Here is an 18,904-nt window from a genome sequence, read left to right as displayed (position 1 = left end):
ATGATAAAAAAAGTAATTATTACATTTTTAGCAACCTTTTTAAAAACGTTTAATAAAGAGGAAAAAAAGATAGTATATCATAGCTTCCCTGATTTTTCTGATAATAGTTTTGCGGTTTTCATATATATAAGCAACAATTTTACAAATTATTTAAACATATGGCTGGTAGATGATTACTCTGAGATAAATAAATATGAGAAACTTGTTTCAAATTATACCCAGAACCTTAGTTACAAAATAGTTAAGAAAAAATCACCCTTAGGATTGTTTCATTATCTGACTTCTAACATAATATTTTATACACATGGAATATTTGATTTTATAGGATTGATACCAGGGCAAAAAAAAACTAACTTATGGCATGGCATGCCTATTAAAAATATTGGTCTTCTAAATGGCACCAAAGTTCCAGTATCTGATTACTATGTAGTCACATCAGCTTTTTATCAAGATATCATTTCAGGTGCATTTGGTGTAGATAAAAATAAAGTGCTAATCGGAGGTCAAACTAGAAATGATTTTTTGGTAGATAGTGACATTTCTATAAATAAATTATTTGACAACAAAATAATCTATAAGCAAACTATTCTATGGATGCCGACATACAGGAAATCTACAATTCCTGGTATGAAAGGAATTGATGGAAATATTAATCCTAGTTTAGATTTTTTATGTTCTGATAGCTTAATTAAAGTTAACGAAATTTTGATAAAGACAGAATCGTTTTGCTTTATAAAAATCCATCCAATGGATGTTATGAAAGTAAGTGATTTTAATAATTATTCTAATATAAAGATTGTAGATAATTCAGATTTTGATAGAAAGGGAGTTACAATGCATTCGATATTTAATTCTATTGATGTTTTGTTGACCGATTTTTCTTCTATTTATATAGATTTTCTACTTTTAAACAAGCCTATAGGTTTTGTGTTTTCAGACTATGATGAATTTAAAAACTCAAGAGGCTTTATTTTTTCTGAGCCCAAAAAATATATGCCAGGGGAAATAATAACTTGTCTTGATAAACTAGAAAACTTTTTAATCAAAACCATACTGAATGACATAGACGATTTTACGGAGCATAGAGAAAAGGTGAAGACATTGTTTCATGAATTTGATAAAGATTTTTCGAAAACTATTGCGGAAAAAATCCTAAATGAATAGTCTTTTTTGTTCTTACCAAATACAAACCATATTTATTAATTAAAACAAAGAGAACCAGACCTTGTGAGTATTTTAAAAAATAAAGACTATCGAATAATTTTAAAAAACTTTTCCTACTTAAGTTTACTTAAAGTATTTAATATTGGATTTAAATTTGTTTTAGTTGCTTATTTAATTCGTGTTTTAGGCACAGAAATATATGGTGTGTTTACTTGGGCCGACTCTATTTTACAGTTTTTTTTAATGTTTATTAACTTCGGATTTAATGTATATGCTGCCAAATATATAGTTGATAACAGGAATAATAAAAAGACTATAGATGAAGTAGTGTCATCTATCTACACAATTAAAACCGCGCTTTTCCTTATATCATTCCTAATTTTATTTGCTACCTCTATATTCAAACCGATAAATCAAAATTTTGGATTACTATTTCTAATGTTATTCATTGGAATTGGTGAAGTATTGTTTCCTATTTGGTTTTATCAAGGCATGGAAAGATTAAAAACGGCGACTATTATTGTTTTTTTTTCTAGGCTTTTTATAGTTATCACAACAATTTGCTTGGTGAAATCTTCAACCGACTTATATATTTATGTATCATTGATAATTGCCTCAAGTATCATAATGGGTGTTTTAGGCGTTTATTCTTTAAAGAAGCATTACGGAATAAATTTTAGAATGGTCAAAAAAAAAACAATCTTAAACTACTTTAAAGCCGCATCAATGTTTTTCTTAGGAAGGTTTATGTTGTTAGTATTTAATTTTGGCACAATATTTCTTATAGGTGTATACTCAACTATGGATGATGTTACAGGATTTGACATTGCTTCAAAAATCATAATGTTGGCAGTAATACCTTTTGAAATGATACAAAGTGCTGTATTTCCTACTATTTCGCGAACTTTAGATAAAAAATTGCTCAAACGACTTGTCTTACTTGGTTTAGTAGTAGGTATTGTATTAATGATAGGGATAAATATGTTTACAACACCACTTTTACTGTTATTTGGAGGTCAAGAAATTTTAGATTACGGACCGGCACTACAATTTTTAAGTATTTTAACGCCTTTGACGTCTGTTACATTTGTTTTGGGGAGTTGCGCCTTAGTTGCTTTTGGTTATTTTAAAGAATATAATCTCTCTCTATTAATTTCATCTTTGTTTTATATTGTAATTGTCCTATTATTATATCTAGCTGATGAAATAACATTTTGGAATTTAATTTATCTAAGAGTGATTTCTGAGTTTGTACTAGTATTTATAAGAACTATTTTCGCTGTAAATAAGAAGATATTATTTAGTATAGATTAAAGTAAAACAGATTTCTGCAGTTAATGACGGAAAAAATTACTATTAAAATATCAAATCTAATAGAACAAGCAATCCTTTTGTCTATGCTTTGTCTTGTGTTTTTGTACGATGTGTTCGTAGAATCAATAGGTGTATTAGACGAATTCATTGGAATATTAGCATTGATAGTAATTATTTTTATGTTGCTAGTAAAAAAAAGAATTACTCTTTTTAAAAATGAAATGATAATAGGGTTTTTGTTAATTTCTGTAGTATTGCTTGGATTTACATCTAACTATTTTTCCTGTCATAAGGGTTATTGTACTGACAGCATCGCCATATTTGCGGATTCTATTACTTTTTCTAAAGCATTTATTGCATATTTTGCAGTAAGATTGCTAAGTCAAAAATTTGATTCTGAAAAGACCTTAAAAAAAGTATCTAAATACTCTGAGATTGTATTTTATATTCTAATTTTATATGTAATATTAGATCTAATTTTTAAAATCTACCCTAGAGAGAATAGATATGGATTAAATTCTATTGAGTTATTTTTTCGCCATACCTCTAGATATGCTTTTGCATTTTCTTTTATTTTTTTAGTGCTATTATCAAAACATTATAAAAAAAAGATTGGTCTACTATTTCTTATAATATTTATAGGAGCATTATCGCTGAGAGTTAAATATTTTGGATTTGTTTTTATATCGATGATATTTTTATTTTATGGAAAAAAACTAATAAGGACACCTAAACCAGTTTTTTTCTGGAGCTTAGGTATATTGATTACTTTGATGGTTTTTATTTTCAAAGAAAAAATATTAATGTATTTTTCATTTGAAAACCTAGAAGATGCATGGTCTAGAGCAGTAGTTTTATACTATAGCTTTATTATTGGTGCTGACTACTTCCCTTTAGGTACAGGGTTTGGAACTTATTCATCATATTATTCCGGGGCCTATTATTCTTGGGTTTACGATTTATATGGTATTAGTAACGTATATGGTATTAAAAGAACGTATTGGAAATTTATAGCAGATCAATATTGGCCGATGATTTTAGGACAGTTTGGATATATTGGTTTAATGAGTATGTTATTTGTGATGTATAATTATCTTGTTTTATTTCTTAATGTTGTGAAAACTCATGTACATAACAATAAAAATTATTTTTTATACCTAAGTGTTTTATTAGGCTTATTAATGTTGCTTATAGATAGTACGTCAGATGCCATTTTTTCACAGCAAAGAGCTGTTGCCATATTTATTTATTTCGCCTTAGTAATGAATACTGTAAAAAATCGTGAAAATATTACAAATAAATAAATTCCTAAAAGCTGAAGGAGGCGCAGAAACCTACATGTTTCAACTTTCAGCGGCATTAAAAGAAAAAGGTATTGATGTTCGATTTTGGGGCATGTATGACGATGATAATATAGTAGATGATTTTCCTTCTTTGCTAGCAGATTCTGTGGATTATAGTAATCAAGGAATTATTAGTAAATTAAACTCTACAATAAGTACTGTTTATTCAAAAAAAAATAGAAATAAAATAGCCAAGGTTTTAGATATTTATCAGCCAGATATTGTGCATATCCACAATTATAATTTTCAATTAACCCCAAGTGTACTTCCAGAAATAAAAAAAAGGAATATACCAATAGTGCAAACTATTCATGATAGCCAGATGGTGTGCCCATATCATAGACTCTTCAATTTTCAAAGAAATCAAGTCTGTACTAAATGTATTGAGGGTTCTTTTTTTAATTGTATAAAAGACAGGTGTTTTGATGGATCAGTGCTTAAAAGCTTAGTAGGCTCTGCAGAGAGTATGCTTTATCATTCTTTAGGCTACTATGAAAAACACATAGATTTTTATATAAGCCCAAGCCAGTTTTTGGCTAATTTAATTAATAAAAGGATTAGCAAAGAGATTAATGTTATCCCTAATTTCACACTGGTTTCAAATGAAAAGGTGAACATTTATGATAGCGATTACTATCTATATTATGGACGAATTTCAGGAGAAAAAGGTGTTTTAGAGCTTATAGATTTATTCAGTACTATTAACCTAAATTTAGTTATCGTTGGTAAGGGACCTTTGGACAAAATAGTTATAAATAGAATTAATAATAAAACCAACATAAATTTTTTGGGACCTAAGTACGGAGATGATCTTTATAGCATTATCAAAAAAGCAAAGTACGTGATTCAACCTTCAAAATGGTTTGAAAATTGTCCAATGACCATTATAGAGTCATTTGCACTTAACACTCCTGTAATAGGATCAAATCACAGTGGCTTCAGAGATTTAATAGAACACAATATTACAGGTTACTTATTGGATTTCGAAAAAATAGATAAAGCCAGAATAGAATTAATCAAAATAAATAAAGAGCCAGTAGATCTGCTCAAAAAAAATATAAGCTCATATTACGAAGATAATTTATCTCCCAAAGTACATTTGGAGAAAATATTAGAAATATATAATAAAATGACATCAAGTTAGTGATTTTAAAAAATAAACTTGAAGTAATAAATTATAGCGAAGCAACTTTAATTTTTTTGTTTCTCTATCTAGGGCTTACATTTTTTTCTGTTGCCATATCGAATATTTGTTTAGGGATTTCATGTGCAACTTTTTTAACTGGTCTTATCTTAAAGCAAATTGGCTTCAAAGAGTTTAATATTAAACTATATTTAGCCATAGCAAGCCCTTTCCTATTGACCGTAATATCTGTTTTAAACTCTGCTTCTTATAGCGCAGGTTTTGGTTATCTTAATATAAGATTACCAATATTAATCGCACCTTTAATTTTGCTATGCATTAAAATAGAACGCCCAACTTTAAAAAAGGCTTTTAAGATATTGTTAGTGGCCGCTATTATTGCGTCGATAGTGACTTTTTACAATGCTCTAAAATACTATAATGAAGATATTCTCTTTCAAACAGATTTCACTTATTTTATTACTATAATACATCATCCTTATTTCGGTGTTTATTTATTATTAGTAATACTTGCTTTATTTGAGTTTAATATCATTAAGAAAATCTATTTCATGATTTTTGTTGTTATTATATTGAGTGTTGCCATTTCTTTTACTACATCACGTATAGTTTACATTATGTACTTTTTAGTTGCTTGTATATATTCCTATTCAAAGCTACCAACTAAAAAGTTTAAATATTCTATAATTATTATTGGTGTTATAGTATCGTTACTTATAATGAACAATAAAAGCATTTTCAATAAATTTACCAGTAGTTTTAGCTACAATGATTCTCCAAGACTAAAACTATGGTCTAATGCTTTTGAAGCTGTTGAAGAATCAGAAAGGTATGCTTTTGGTATTGGCCTAGGAGATTTTTATAAAGATAAAAAGGACGTTTATTTTGGTGAATATTATGGCAACAAAACAGTTGGAGCATATGGTTACAATCCGCACAGTCAATTAGTGGAATTTTATTTAACAAACGGAGTTTTCGGTTTAGCAGTTATTATGCTGGCACTAATTTTTTATTTATTTCGGCTTAAAAATCAAAATATTTTTGCATTATCAACTTTTACAATTGTATTTTTATTCTCATTGTTTGAGTGTATTTTTAATAGGCAATATGGTGTACAACTATATAGTGTTGTTATTCCAATAATAATTAGTCGTAATTTTAAAAGGATCTAGATGAAAACAAAATTATTAATATTAAGTTTATTTTTAGTGAGTATTTCATCTTGCTATATCCCTAAACAAAAGCCGGATAATTTTGATGAATTTTGGCAATCTTCAATCAAGGAACTTGGTAAAGAAGTAAACTCATCTATTATAAAAGACTCAATTATAGGTGAAAAGAGAATAACTTTGAGATCGATTGAATCTTACGAAAACACTACAATTTATGCATGGGTTGCTGAACCACTTAATTCTGGTAAGTATCCAGTATTTATAAGATTTTCTGGGTTTGGACGCGGTAACAAAAGCAAAAATAGTATTCCTGACAAATGGTTTTTAAATCAAAAAAACCAAATTAGCATAAAGGTTGATATAAGAGGACAGGGTCTAAGTACCAAACAAATAAAGTTTAAAGGTTACCTAACCAATGGGCTAGAGAATAAAGATAAATACATTTATAAGGGAGCATTTTTAGACGCTGTTAAAGCTGTGGATTTTGCCAAGACAATACCAAACAGAGATGGAAATATTGTAGTCACAGGTGGGAGTCAGGGAGGAGCATTAGCTGTTGCTGCATCTGCATTAAACTCAAATGTTACTATGTGTATTGCCAACTTTCCATTTCTAACAGACATATTCAATTACGATAAAACAAAGTGGCCAATGAAAATTTGGATTCATGAAACCAAAATTAAAGAACGAAAATTAGAAGAGTTACATGAAACACTATCCTATTTTGATGCGCTTAATTTTGCAGATAAAATTGATGTACCAGTTTTTTTAAGAACACAAGAAATCGACACCATTACGCCTAAAGAAGGAGCTATTAAATTATTTAAAACCATAAGGAGCAATAATAAAAACCTTTATATTGCACCTTGTTCTGGTCATGGATGTTCATCTAAGTCAGTTTTAGCAAATAAAATGGAACAGGTATTCATAAATGAAAATTTGATTAAAAACCAATAAAAAATGAGCGATATTATTAAATCACTTACAAAAGATGTTGAAGAGTTAGAAAAAAACTATGAAGCCTTAAATATGGACGATAAAACGGCCGTAACGTCATTCGAAAGTATCGTGTTAGAGTTATTAGCAAGACTTAAACGCAACCAAGATAAAATAGAAAACGAAGATTTAGAAGATGATTTCGAAGATTTAATTTATAGAGTTATAATTATTCTTGGACAGCTAGATCTCCTCGAGGTTTAAGATTGAAGTGTTTTATAAACTTCAATAGTTTGTTTTGCAATTTTATTCCAATTATAAATATCATTCATTAATTTAGAATAATCAATTGACTTTTCTAAAGTTTCTAGAGTCTTTAGGATAGAAGACTTTATAGATTCAATATTTCCAACTTCAAAATAACACTTTTCATTTAGAGCTATTTCTAAGTTGGCAGGAATATCACTTACCAATACATTAAGATTGTAACTCATAGCCTCTAATAGGGCAATAGGTAATCCTTCATGGTATGATGGCATTATAAATAACTTTGCATGTGAGAAAATTTGATGTAAAGCTTCACCCTTTATGAACCCGGTTAAAATTACTCCAGCATCAATAGCTTCATTTTTTAAACGTTTGCTGTAAGTGGTTTCATGGTCTGCATTACCTACTAAAACTAATTTATAAGGCACGTTAATGGCTTTGTAGGCTTTTATTAAATCAGAGAACCCCTTTTCTTCTACAAACCGACCTACTGCGATGAGATAATTATCCTTTTTTACACCTATAGATTTTATATAATCAATGTCAGCCGTTGGTTTAGGAATAATAACACCATTGTAGATTAAGACAGCATCTTTTCTATTGTATTTCTTTTTAAGAATTGAGTTTATAACGTTAGAAATAACAATGACTTTGTTGGCAAATATTGTACCAAAACGTTCACCTGTTTTAAGAAGAATCTTTGCAGATTTCCCCCATTTTTGGCGGTCATAGTCTGGTCCATGATTAGTGATCACTACTTTTAGCCCAAACAGCTTCGCTAAGGGCGTTAAAAGCATTGGGCCGACGGCATGTATATGAAGGATATCAGGTCTTTTGTAAGCTGCATAAAGTACACCCAGAAAAGTGTGTACGACGGCCTCTAAAGATTTATGCTTAGGTGCATAAATATGCTTAAGGTTTACACCGCTATGATGCTTTTTAGTTTTATCTACAACATAGGGAGTTCTAGTAATAACAGTAATATTATGGCCTTGGGCAGCTATTCTAGGATACAGTTGCTCACAATGGGTCTCTACACCACCTAAAACATTAGGAATACCTCTTGTGCCCAAGACAATTATCTTCATTTATTGAAAATACGATTAGCGGTCTCCGGTAATCCTTTTTTAATTAACATTAAAGAGTGTTGACATCTACCTCTCTTAAATCCCCCTGTAAAGGATCTTGACCGACATCTGCATAAGGGATATGATCTTTACAAACAGGTTTACCAATAATACTTTTAATCTTATTTTTCACAACCCATTTCGTTGGGTGCTTAATATACTTTTTCATAACAGGAGCAGCCGTACCCACCATCCAACAATTTTTAGGACAAGTTCTAACTAATCCCCTCACTTTATCAGCTTGCTCACTATACCAAAGATCTTCGAAAGAATCATAATCTCGAATATTGCCCATAGATTCTTTCCAGTATTTTTTCTCTAACCCATTACATGGATAAACATCACCGTAAGGTTCTATAAAGAAGTTCACTGTACCAGCCTCGCATGGGAGCATTCGTTTTTGGCCCTTGATATAATTAATGAGCCCCAAATTAAAATAAGCACGGTACCAACTTTTTGGGTTGTTGTCTTTGAGGAGCATGTCAATTAATTTCTCAAAGTTGTTAATTACTTCATCTTTATTGGTCACCTCATTATCATCTTTATGAAAGTAAAATGAATTATGAAAAGTAGCAGTAGCAAATTCCATATCAATTTGCTTACTCAGTTCGTATAAATTTATAAGATCATGAGAATTTTTATTAGACACAGTCATACCAAAGCCAATATCTTTTATTCCCATTTCTTTTAAGCCCATTAAGGTTTTTAATCCTCTTTGAAAACCTGTATCGCGCCCTCTTAAATCATTGTTGATCTCCTCCATTCCTTCTAAACTCACACGAACACCAATCTTTGGAAAACGTTCGGCCATTTTAAGAATTTTATTGGTATGCCACCCTGCCGTAGAGATTACAACTCTATCACTCTTTTTATACATAACATCAATAATATCTTCAATATCCCTGCGCATAAAAGGTTCACCACCCGTAATATTAGTGAATTTAAAATTCGGTAACTTTTCTAAATCCTCCGCCGTTAATTCATACTTCTTATTAGTCGGGTTTCTCCAGATATCACACATTTTACACTCCATATTACAACGATATGTTGTGATAATAGAAACATCCGTAGGCATTTTTACTTTAGTCATAATTCTTCTTCTTTTCTATTTTTTAAAACTTTAGCTGGAACACCACCAATAACCGAGTAAGCCGGAATATCCTTGGTAACAACAGCGCCAGCCGCGATGATACACCCATCTCCTATGGTTACATCCGACATGATCGAAACATTGGCACCAATCCAGACATCATTTCCAATTACAGTCTTTCCCTTGGTGACACCTTGGTTTTTGATCGGAACTGCAATATCGTGATAATTATGGTTTTCAGAAAATACATTTACCCTAGGTCCAAATATAACATTATTGCCAATTTCTATATCACCCCGCACTCCTATAAAACAAAAGTGATTTATACCAACGTTATCTCCAATTTTAAGAGAGTTCCCCACATTTCTTAGCACGCCAGTACACTCAATCATAGCATATTTTCCTAGAGTGAAATTATTGCCTATTTCAACACCACTATAGCTTAATGCATTTATAGCAGAATTTTTCATTAAGTTCAACCCACTTCCGACTTTAACCTTATGTCCAAATTTCACTTTAGCACCAGATTCAGCAAAAATAATACCATTAGAATGTTTCAAAAACGGTTTTACAAACAAAGTGCCTCTTATGGCGGAAAATGCTTTAGACGTCATTATAGAGATAAATTCTCTCAAGGAAAAGGGATAAGACAGCGTATGTTTTTCTTTTTTAACTCGTGACAAGAAAAATTCAATAACCTTGTATGTTTTCATGAAATGACTCTCTCTAGCTGTTTTAAATACAAATTTAGGCTTTATAAATTAAAACACATTGCAACATGAGTGATATTTGACGAGGTATCTTAAAAGGTTTTTCTATTTTTGTTTGACAGACTTATAGTTTTTAAGGCACTTGGACACAAACGCATCATCAATTTTTAATCAAATAAAAAATAAATTAACTGTATGACAATTAAGGATAAATGAGTAGGCTTGGTCAAAGAGGATATTCAGGCTATTTAAGACCAATTTCCTATGCGATTGACTTAAGCATTATTAATTGTGTGGCATACTTTTATCTGCTGGAGGATAAGGCTTCACTTATAAATGGTAATGCAATACTAATTTTTTCAGCATTCATTTCATTAGGCTGGTTACTTCTATCGGTATATTCCAAATTCTATGAGGTATATCGTTATACTAGACCTGTCGATATTTTTTCGTTAGTGGTAAAACAGTCAATTTTATTTTTACTTTACACTTTCGCTTTTTCAGGACTTTATCATGAATTGGATGTATATCCAAGACCTATTGTTAAGTACACATTATTTTGTTTTTTTCTAATTTCTGTTTTTAAGTTTGCGATTTATTATTTATTACAAAAATACAGAGCTTCATTTGGAGGAAATTATAGATACACAGTTATTCTTGGTCTAAATGAAAAGACAGTGGCTCTTGAGGATTTTTTCAATAGCAATCCGGAGTATGGCTATTTACATAAAAAAACATACAATTTTAAAAATCATGAATCGTCGTTAAGTCAATGTTTTGATTTTATTTTAAATGAAAGAATAGATGAAATCTACTGTTCTATTTCAGAGCTCTCAAATTCACAAATAGCCGATATTGTAGATTTTGCGGATAACAATCTTAAAATTTTAAAGTTTATTCCCGATAGTAAGGAGATTTATTCTAAAAGACTTCAATATGAATATTATGATTACATTCCGATCTTAACATTAAGAACAATACCCCTTGAAGATTCAGTAAATACATTTATAAAACGTGGTTTTGACATCTTATTTTCAAGCCTAGTTATAGTATTTATTTTGTCATGGCTAACCCCTATTATAGCCATTTTAATTAAGTTGGAATCCAAAGGTCCGGTTTTTTTCAAACAGTCAAGAAATGGTTTTAATTATAAAGAGTTTGACTGCTACAAGTTTAGATCTATGATGCCGAATGAAGAAGCACACCTATATCAAGTAACTAGGGATGATAGTAGAATCACTAGAGTCGGTAAATTTTTGAGAAAAACGAGTATTGACGAGTTACCTCAGTTTTTCAATGTACTTTTTGGAGATATGTCTGTGGTCGGACCAAGACCTCATATGGTAAGCCATACACATATGTATGCAAAAAAGATTGACAAGTTTATGGTAAGACATTTTGTTAAGCCTGGAATTACGGGTTTGGCTCAAGTAAGCGGGTTTAGAGGGGAAGTAGAGTCAGACAAGGATATTATTGGTAGAGTGAAATTTGATATTTTTTATATTGAGAACTGGTCTCTATTATTAGATATGAAGATCGTAGTACAAACATTTCTTAATGCAATAAAAGGTGAGGATAAAGCCTACTAAAGCATATGAGACCTCTAGTTTCCATAATTACGCCAATGTTTAATAATGCAGATGTCATTGATAAAACCATTAACAGCGTATTAAATCAGACTTACGAGAATTGGGAATTAATTTTGGTTGACGACGCATCTTCTGACAATACGATAGAAAAACTCACCTCCATCACAACTGATAACTCTAAGATTAAACTTTACAAACAACGAAAAAATAAAGGGGCTGCAGAAGCAAGAAATCTAGGTACTAAAATGGCAATGGGAGATTATATTGCTTTCTTAGATGCTGATGATCTTTGGAAAGAAAATAAATTGGAATTGCAAACCAATATTTTAAGTTTTGGTAATTCAGATGTTGTATTTGGAAGCTATGAACTCATTGACTCAGGCGGAGAATCTTTGAAAAAAAAAGTAAATGCCCTAAAGTCGTTATCCTATAATAAATTGCTTAAGGCTAATTATATTGGAAACTTAACAGGAATGTATAATTGCTCTTCCTTAGGCAAAATTTACACAAAAGATTTAAAGAAAAGGCAAGATTGGTTGTTGTGGTTAGAGGCCCTTAAAAGGAGTGAGAAACCTGCTATAGGCATTTCGGAATCACTAGCGTATTATAGAATAAGTCAAGGCTCTTTATCATCAAATAAAATAAGTCTGATTAAGCATAATTTCAACATTTATAGAAAAGGACTTGAGTTTTCTTATATTAAATCATTGTTCTATCTAATGGTATTTTTGAATGAACACATATTCGTAAAACAACGCTTGATAAAACCTACAGATTAGAAACGAATTGTTTTAATTTTCCTGCCTTAGTGCGCTCAAGTTTAGAGACACGTTCAAAGTAGACATTAATACCAGGTTCCAGATAACGCTCCATTTCAATAGCAATGGTTTTCTTCATATCACCAGAGAGCTCGTTTAGACTAATATACCTGATCATGAATTTATCCAAAGCCACTTGCTCTATTACAAACTCAGAAACATTACCGTCGTCTTCAATAACACTTTTAGTAATATAATAAAATGTCAATCCGGCCGCTTTTTTACCGCTTGGTAATACTGCGATATCGTTTGTTCTGCCAGTCAACTTTTCAAGTATGGGTTTTCTTATGGAGCCTTTATCACTTAAGGTGCCAATATCTCCTATATCATATCTAATAAATGGATGGGCTTTGTTGTATAATGAGGTGATCACGATTCTACCCTCTTCACCATTAGGCAAAGCATTGTCATTTTGGTCCAAAACTTCAACATAAAGTGTTTCACTATTTACTTGCCATTCACCTGTCAGGTTTTCAAAGGCAATAAGATCTAGTTCCGAGGCGCCATATTCATTAACTACAGGTACACCAAATTGTGTTTCCATAAGTTTTTTATCGTCTTCAAATAGCATTTCGGAGGTAACAATACACACCCTTAAACTACAGCAGATGGTATTTAGGATGACATTTTTTCGCTTCAAATATTTTGCAAACTGAACTATGGGGCTGGTATAACCATTTATGTATTTAAATTTTGAAGCTTTGAAATTTTTTAAAGCTTTGTCAAATGCCTCGTCACTTAAATCGAAAACCGAAAACCGAAAGCGATTACCAAACCAATCTTTAACTCGTTCTTTATAATAGCCTTTTTTATCAAGTGGGATGCCGTAAAATCGAGCCTGCTTAGAGCTATTGAAATCAATACCGTACCATGAAAATCTATCCATAATTTCGGCCCAAGTCATGGCGTGACACCATTTGTCTTTAGCAAAAATAAATGGGTCTCCAGAACTCCCAGAAGTTTTATTGACGTAGATATCTTTTAAACCATACCCAAGACTTAGCCTTTGTTGTAGAGGTCGCTGTAAATGTCTTTTGGTCATTACTGGAACTGAATCCCAGCGATCAATAGCAATGCCTTTTCCAAATGATTTATAGAAAGGATTGTTTTGTAAATGATACGAGATGATTTCTTCTTGCTTTTTTTCAACATAATCATTAAACTCAAAGTCGTTTAGCGCTTGAATTTTAGACAGAGTTTTTCGAGCATTGTCTATATCAAAGCCGTTAAATTTTAAAGAAAAATCAAATAATCGCAAGCTGTTTTTTTAGCTTTTAAGGTTTCCGTAAAATAATTGTTTTTTCAGCTTAAAACCAATTATTTTTGCCCAAACAACATTTAGTCATGAATATTTTAGTACTTGGTTCGGGAGGAAGAGAGCATACATTTGCATGGAAAATAGCTCAAAGCAATCATTGTGACAACCTTTATGTGGCTCCTGGAAATTCTGGAACTAAGAGCATAGCTACAAATTTAGATATTTCGGTAACGGATTTTGAAGCCATTAAAGAAGCCGTCATAGAAAATGGTGTAGAACTCGTTGTTGTTGGTCCAGAGGATCCATTAGTAAATGGTATTCACGACTTCTTTTTACAAGATATTGATTTAAAAAACGTAGCTGTAATTGGCCCTCAAAAGGCAGCGGCTGAACTAGAAGGAAGTAAGGAGTTTGCTAAGAGATTTATGGTGCGCCACAATATCCCAACAGCAGCTTACGAAAGCTTTACTAAAGATACAGTTGAAGAAGGTTGTAAGTTTTTGGAAACCCTGAACCCACCATATGTTTTAAAGGCAGATGGCTTAGCTGCGGGCAAGGGTGTTTTAATTCTTAGTAGCCTAGAAGATGCTCAGTCTGAACTAAAAAGCATGTTGGTTGATGCCAAATTTGGCAATGCAAGTACCAAAGTAGTTATAGAAGAGTTCTTGGATGGTATAGAACTAAGTTGCTTTGTCCTAACTGACGGTAAACACTACAAAATTCTTCCAACTGCAAAAGATTATAAACGCATTGGCGAGGGAGATACAGGTTTAAATACAGGCGGAATGGGAGCTGTTTCACCAGTGCCATTTGCCACTAAGGATTTTTTAGACAAAATTGAAAATACAATTGTTAAGCCTACGGTCGAAGGGTTAAAAAAAGACAACTTGCCTTATGTGGGTTTTGTTTTTATTGGCTTGATTAAAGTCGGAGACGAACCAAAGGTTATTGAATATAATGTAAGGATGGGTGACCCAGAAACTGAAGTAGTGCTACCACGGTTAAAAACAGATTTGGTTGAAATTTTTCAGGCTATGGCCAATCAAACATTGGCTGAAGTTACTATAGAAATTGACGAACGCGCAGCTACGACCATTATGCTGGTCTCAGGAGGATATCCTGAGGCTTATGAAAAGGGCAAGGAGATAATGGGTTTAGGTACAATAAAGGACTCTATAGTTTTTCATGCAGGTGCAAACTACCAAGATGATAAAGTAGTAACTTCTGGAGGGCGTGTTATGGCGGTAACATCATATGGCAATACTTACCAAGAAGCCATAAAAAAATCCTATCAAAGTATAGAAAATCTATGTTTTGATAAGATGTATTATCGAAAAGATATTGGTTTTGATCTCTAAGACTTATAAGTAAGAATGAGCGGTGACGCTTTTATCTTCCTCATTATTGGAATTATATTTTGCTAGTTGCATCATCCAATATACAAACGCCACTAGACCGATAGCCATAAAAATCCAAGACATAAAATTTGCGGAAAACCAACTTTCCAACTCTAATGCACGTAAGGCATCAAACGGCGCAAATAATACATCAACAAATAAATCTTGTATTCCGTAAAAGAAATCCTTCATAACTTTATAAATTTACAGAGCAAAAATACAAAAAGAGTTAATGATTACAAGCATTTTTAGTAAATCAAGACCAATAAATTTCATTATTGTAGTCGTTTTTATCGTTTTACTTTTTGTGATCGTTAATTTCAATTTACTGTTTAACAGTGCAAATGAAATCCTGAAAGGCATAGTTAAACTTGGTATTGCAATCTTTTCGATATTCCTCTTAGACTTTATAATTACAAAAAATGACCTTACCCAAAAGAATAGCTATGCAATAATGACCCTTGGACTCTTGTTTGGTATGTTCCCAAAAGCACTTGGGTTTTTAGATTTATTGCTCGCTAGTTTATTTGTGTTTTTTGCATTGAGGCGTTTAATAAGCCTACACACCAATCATCAAATCAAAAAAAAATTATTTGATGCTGGCTTTTGGATTATGTTGGCTACACTTTTTTATTTTTGGGCCATTCTATTTTTTGCGCTCGTAATTGTCGCACTTATTTACCATTCGCAAAATGACATAAAAAACACCATTATTCCTTTTGTTGGTGTGGCTACTGTAATAATCTTATTAATTACTTTTAATATCGTGGCTTATGATGAGTATATAAAACCTTCTAACTTTGATCGCTATGCTAGTTTAGATTTTACATCTTATAATAGTAAAGCCAATATCTTGAAGTTTACGGTGCTATTCACATCTTTTATATGGATTTTAATCTATTTTTTTAGAATGCTCCCAGATAAAAATAAAAAACTTAGGCCCTCTTATTTTCTGGTAGCTTGGGCCTCAATAATTTCTATTTTGGTGGCCATAATTGCACCTTCAAAAAATGGAAGCGAATTCATCTTTATTTTTGCTCCATATTCAATAATAATGGCAAATTATATTGAAGTTATTTCAGAACGCTGGTTTAGGGAAATATTCGTAGTACTATTGCTTGTTACACCAATAATTGGTCTACTGTTGTAATTTATTACCAAAGGCCAAATCACCAGCATCTCCAAGTCCAGGAATTATATAGCCTTTGTCATTTATAGTTTTATCAATAGCCGCAATCCAAAGGTGTGTACTTGAATTAAATTCTTTTGCGACATAGTCAACACCCTTTTGAGCGCCAATAACGCTTATTAAATGAACCTCTTTAGGTGTTCCAAATGGTTTCAAGGCTTCAAAAGTTGCTACCATGGATTGTCCTGTAGCCAACATAGGGTCTGCTAGAATCAAGGTTTTGTTCTCTAAACTAGGGCATGCCAAATATTCTACTATAATTTCAAAACTTTCAGGATGATGTTTGTGTTGTCTATAAGCCGAAATAAAAGCATTTTCCGCGGCATCAAAATAGTTAAGTAGACCATTATGAAGTGGAACTCCAGCCCTTAAGATGGAGCATAAAACGATGTCATTTTTGTGTAATACAGTTTCAGAGGTACCCAGAGGTGTTTCGGTCTTATGGGCCTCAAAGTTTAAGGATTTGCTCAATTCGTAACCTAATATTTCACCGATGCGTTCTATATTTCGGCGAAATCGCATGCTATCTTTCTGAATCGTTTTGTCTCTAATTTCAGAAATAAAAGTGTTTAGGATAGATGGTGTTTCAGAAAGGTTATGAATATGCATAAGACCGTGGTTTGGTGAATGGCTAAGTTAATAATTCAAACTATATTTGCATATTCAAAATTCATAAGAAATGTTTTCAGAAAAAGCCAATTCCATTTTTCAGGATGCTATAAAAACGTACAAGATTCTTAATACTGTAGACCAGCCATTTATAAATAAGTACAACAAAAATGAAGATGTAATCGCTCATTTATTATACAGAAAATGTTGGATAGACACGGTGCAATGGGCTTATGAAGACATTATAAGAGATCCAAATATTGACCCTGTAGCCGCATTGAAGTTAAAGCGAATGATTGATGCCTCTAACCAAGATAGAACAGATACAGTTGAGTTTATTGATAGCTATTTCTTGAATAAGTATAAAGATGTTGCCGTTAAGCCAGGCGCCAAAATAAACTCCGAAAGTCCTGCTTGGGCTATTGATCGATTATCTATTCTGGCTTTAAAGATTTACCACATGCATTTGGAAACCATACGTGAAGATGCCTCTGATGCACACAAAGCAGCTTGTCAAAAGAAACTCAATATATTATTAGAACAGCGAAAAGATCTAAGTACTGCAATTGACGATTTGCTTAACGACATTTCCAATGGCGATAAGTACATGAAAGTGTACAAGCAAATGAAAATGTATAATGACGATGAGCTTAACCCTGTTTTGAGAGGACAGAAATAAATTCTCGCCAAAACAGGATCTCACTAAATATTTCGAGGTGCAGAATACAACCCACATACTTGTCATTAGGTTTTCTGCCATGGGCGATGTGGCTATGACCGTTCCTTTGATAAGGGCTTTATCTGAGCAATTTCCGGAACTAAAAATTACAATAGTTACCAGAGCGTTCTTTGCGCCATTTTTTCTTGGGATTAACAACGTTGAAGTTTATACGGCAGATCTAAAAGGTAAACACAAGGGTGTCTTAGGACTTTACAAATTATCCAAAGAATTAAGAGCACTAAAGTTTGATACTGTTGCAGATTTGCACAACGTACTTCGTAGCAAGATTTTGAAATTCTTTTTTATTGGAAAAAAGGTCGTTCAGCTTGATAAAGGAAGAGCCGAGAAAAAGGCTTTGACATCTGGTATAGTTTTTCAACAACTAAAAACGACCCATCAACGCTATGCCGATGTATTTGCAACATTAGACTATAAAGTTGATTTAAAACAACCAAAATTTCCCGCAAAGATTCAGCTGACTTCAAAATTAAACGCTTTTGTTTCTAATTTGAAACTTAAAACTATTGGTATAGCACCATTTGCAGCACACCAAAGTAAAATGTATCCATTAGACAAAATGAAAGAAGTGATTGCTGAATTATCTGAAAATTACAACGTAATTTTATTCGGAGGAGGAACTACGGAAGTTGAACTGCTTAGTAAAATTGAAGAAAAATTCGATACTGTGAATTCCGTAGCAGGAAAATTGAGTTTAGACGAAGAATTAGCTCTAATCTCTAATCTAGATGTAATGCTGTCCATGGATTCAGGTAATGGGCATTTAGCAGCAATGCTTGGTATCAAAGTCATTACAATTTGGGGAGTAACTCACCCATTTGCGGGCTTTGCACCTTTCAATCAGCCAGAGGAATTTGCTTTAATCGCAGATAGAACTCAATATCCATTAATTCCGACTTCAATTTACGGAAACAAATATCCTGAGGATTACGAAAATGCAGCAGGAAGTATTTCCGTTGGTAACGTAGTTTCAAAAGTTAAAAAAGTTATTGAAGCATAGATTTTCGTCTAAAGTTCTAATTAATCTAACATTCTAAT

The 18,904-nt window shown here is 32.0% G+C and carries 19 protein-coding genes; 13 read left to right on the top strand and 6 right to left on the bottom strand.

The genetic code is table 11. The annotated features are described in order from the left end of the window. The 7 genes from H7F21_RS02040 (at position 1) to H7F21_RS02010 (ending at position 7,337) form a co-directional block, all read left to right on the top strand. On the top strand, positions 1-1,164 hold the full coding sequence (locus H7F21_RS02040) for a CDP-glycerol glycerophosphotransferase family protein (protein ID WP_185787567.1): 1,164 nt from the start codon (positions 1-3) through the stop codon (positions 1,162-1,164). A gap of 63 nt (positions 1,165-1,227) precedes the next feature. Next, a complete protein-coding gene (locus tag H7F21_RS02035; RefSeq protein ID WP_185787566.1) occupies positions 1,228-2,478 on the top strand; it encodes an oligosaccharide flippase family protein in 1,251 nt (416 codons plus the stop codon). Between the two features lie 23 nt (positions 2,479-2,501). Further along, positions 2,502-3,782, top strand: coding sequence for a hypothetical protein (locus H7F21_RS02030; RefSeq protein ID WP_185787565.1), 1,281 nt, complete (start codon positions 2,502-2,504; stop codon positions 3,780-3,782). Continuing rightward, entirely contained in the window at positions 3,760-4,965 is a 1,206-nt protein-coding gene (locus tag H7F21_RS17550; RefSeq protein ID WP_185787564.1) for a glycosyltransferase, read from the top strand. Before H7F21_RS02030 ends, H7F21_RS17550 begins: the two co-directional genes overlap by 23 nt. Then, complete coding sequence (locus tag H7F21_RS17545) at positions 4,965-6,137, top strand: O-antigen ligase family protein (RefSeq protein WP_185787563.1); 1,173 nt, start codon at positions 4,965-4,967, stop codon at positions 6,135-6,137. The genes H7F21_RS17550 and H7F21_RS17545 overlap by 1 nt, the downstream gene beginning before the upstream one ends. Beyond that, positions 6,138-7,094: an acetylxylan esterase gene (locus H7F21_RS02015; protein ID WP_185787562.1), complete on the top strand. Its 957-nt coding sequence runs from the start codon at positions 6,138-6,140 to the stop codon at positions 7,092-7,094. 3 nt (positions 7,095-7,097) lie between these two features. Then, a complete protein-coding gene (locus tag H7F21_RS02010; RefSeq protein ID WP_185787561.1) occupies positions 7,098-7,337 on the top strand; it encodes a hypothetical protein in 240 nt (79 codons plus the stop codon). On the opposite strand, the gene H7F21_RS02005 is transcribed toward H7F21_RS02010, so the two are convergent. From H7F21_RS02005 to H7F21_RS17460, 3 genes are read right to left on the bottom strand one after another with little or no spacing between them, the layout of a single operon-like run. Further along, complete coding sequence (locus H7F21_RS02005; RefSeq protein WP_185787560.1) at positions 7,334-8,428, bottom strand: glycosyltransferase family 4 protein; 1,095 nt, start codon at positions 8,426-8,428, stop codon at positions 7,334-7,336. The two genes, H7F21_RS02010 and H7F21_RS02005, sit on opposite strands and share 4 nt — an antisense overlap. Before the next feature lie 49 nt (positions 8,429-8,477). Beyond that, positions 8,478-9,557: a radical SAM protein gene (locus H7F21_RS02000; RefSeq protein ID WP_185787559.1), complete on the bottom strand. Its 1,080-nt coding sequence runs from the start codon at positions 9,555-9,557 to the stop codon at positions 8,478-8,480. Beyond that, a complete protein-coding gene (locus tag H7F21_RS17460; RefSeq protein ID WP_185787558.1) occupies positions 9,554-10,270 on the bottom strand; it encodes an acyltransferase in 717 nt (238 codons plus the stop codon). The genes H7F21_RS02000 and H7F21_RS17460 overlap by 4 nt, the downstream gene beginning before the upstream one ends. Positions 10,271-10,479: 209 nt before the next feature. Here H7F21_RS17460 and H7F21_RS01990 point away from each other — a divergent pair, with 209 nt between their 5' ends. Together H7F21_RS01990 and H7F21_RS01985 are read left to right on the top strand one after the other, a co-directional pair. Continuing rightward, positions 10,480-11,856 carry an undecaprenyl-phosphate glucose phosphotransferase gene (locus tag H7F21_RS01990; protein WP_185787557.1) on the top strand — a complete coding sequence of 459 codons (1,377 nt, stop codon included), beginning with the start codon at positions 10,480-10,482 and terminating at the stop codon, positions 11,854-11,856. A gap of 5 nt (positions 11,857-11,861) precedes the next feature. Beyond that, positions 11,862-12,635, top strand: a complete 774-nt coding sequence (locus tag H7F21_RS01985; protein WP_185787556.1) for a glycosyltransferase family 2 protein — start codon at positions 11,862-11,864, stop codon at positions 12,633-12,635. Here H7F21_RS01985 and H7F21_RS01980 read toward each other — a convergent pair. Continuing rightward, a complete protein-coding gene (locus H7F21_RS01980; protein ID WP_185787555.1) occupies positions 12,625-13,932 on the bottom strand; it encodes a phenylacetate--CoA ligase family protein in 1,308 nt (435 codons plus the stop codon). The two genes, H7F21_RS01985 and H7F21_RS01980, sit on opposite strands and share 11 nt — an antisense overlap. A gap of 86 nt (positions 13,933-14,018) precedes the next feature. On the opposite strand from H7F21_RS01980, the gene purD reads away from it, so the two are divergent. Then, the gene (purD, locus tag H7F21_RS01975) at positions 14,019-15,290 is read left to right on the top strand and encodes a phosphoribosylamine--glycine ligase (protein WP_185787554.1); all 1,272 of its coding nucleotides are present in this window, start codon (positions 14,019-14,021) and stop codon (positions 15,288-15,290) included. Positions 15,291-15,293: 3 nt separating this feature from the next. Here the strand turns inward: purD and H7F21_RS01970 are convergent, their stop codons facing one another. Continuing rightward, positions 15,294-15,521 (bottom strand): DUF6341 family protein, encoded by a 228-nt coding sequence (locus H7F21_RS01970; RefSeq protein ID WP_185787553.1) that lies wholly within the window; start codon positions 15,519-15,521, stop codon positions 15,294-15,296. Positions 15,522-15,561: 40 nt separating this feature from the next. Here H7F21_RS01970 and H7F21_RS01965 point away from each other — a divergent pair, with 40 nt between their 5' ends. Then, positions 15,562-16,479: a DUF6427 family protein gene (locus H7F21_RS01965; RefSeq protein WP_185787552.1), complete on the top strand. Its 918-nt coding sequence runs from the start codon at positions 15,562-15,564 to the stop codon at positions 16,477-16,479. On the opposite strand, the gene upp is transcribed toward H7F21_RS01965, so the two are convergent. Beyond that, on the bottom strand, positions 16,468-17,127 hold the full coding sequence (upp, locus tag H7F21_RS01960; protein WP_185787551.1) for a uracil phosphoribosyltransferase: 660 nt from the start codon (positions 17,125-17,127) through the stop codon (positions 16,468-16,470). The genes H7F21_RS01965 and upp overlap by 12 nt on opposite strands. A 70-nt stretch (positions 17,128-17,197) precedes the next feature. Here upp and H7F21_RS01955 point away from each other — a divergent pair, with 70 nt between their 5' ends. After that, positions 17,198-17,806: a DUF4254 domain-containing protein gene (locus H7F21_RS01955; RefSeq protein ID WP_185787550.1), complete on the top strand. Its 609-nt coding sequence runs from the start codon at positions 17,198-17,200 to the stop codon at positions 17,804-17,806. A 79-nt stretch (positions 17,807-17,885) separates the two neighbouring features. Further along, positions 17,886-18,866, top strand: coding sequence for a glycosyltransferase family 9 protein (locus H7F21_RS01950; protein ID WP_185788530.1), 981 nt, complete (start codon positions 17,886-17,888; stop codon positions 18,864-18,866). Positions 18,867-18,904 lie beyond the last annotated feature (38 nt).

The organism is Winogradskyella flava, assembly GCF_014243395.1.
Lineage (GTDB): Bacteria > Bacteroidota > Bacteroidia > Flavobacteriales > Flavobacteriaceae > Winogradskyella > Winogradskyella flava.
The sequence above is the reverse complement of the archived record's forward strand: the minus strand, read 5'-3'. Positions and strand labels throughout refer to the sequence as shown.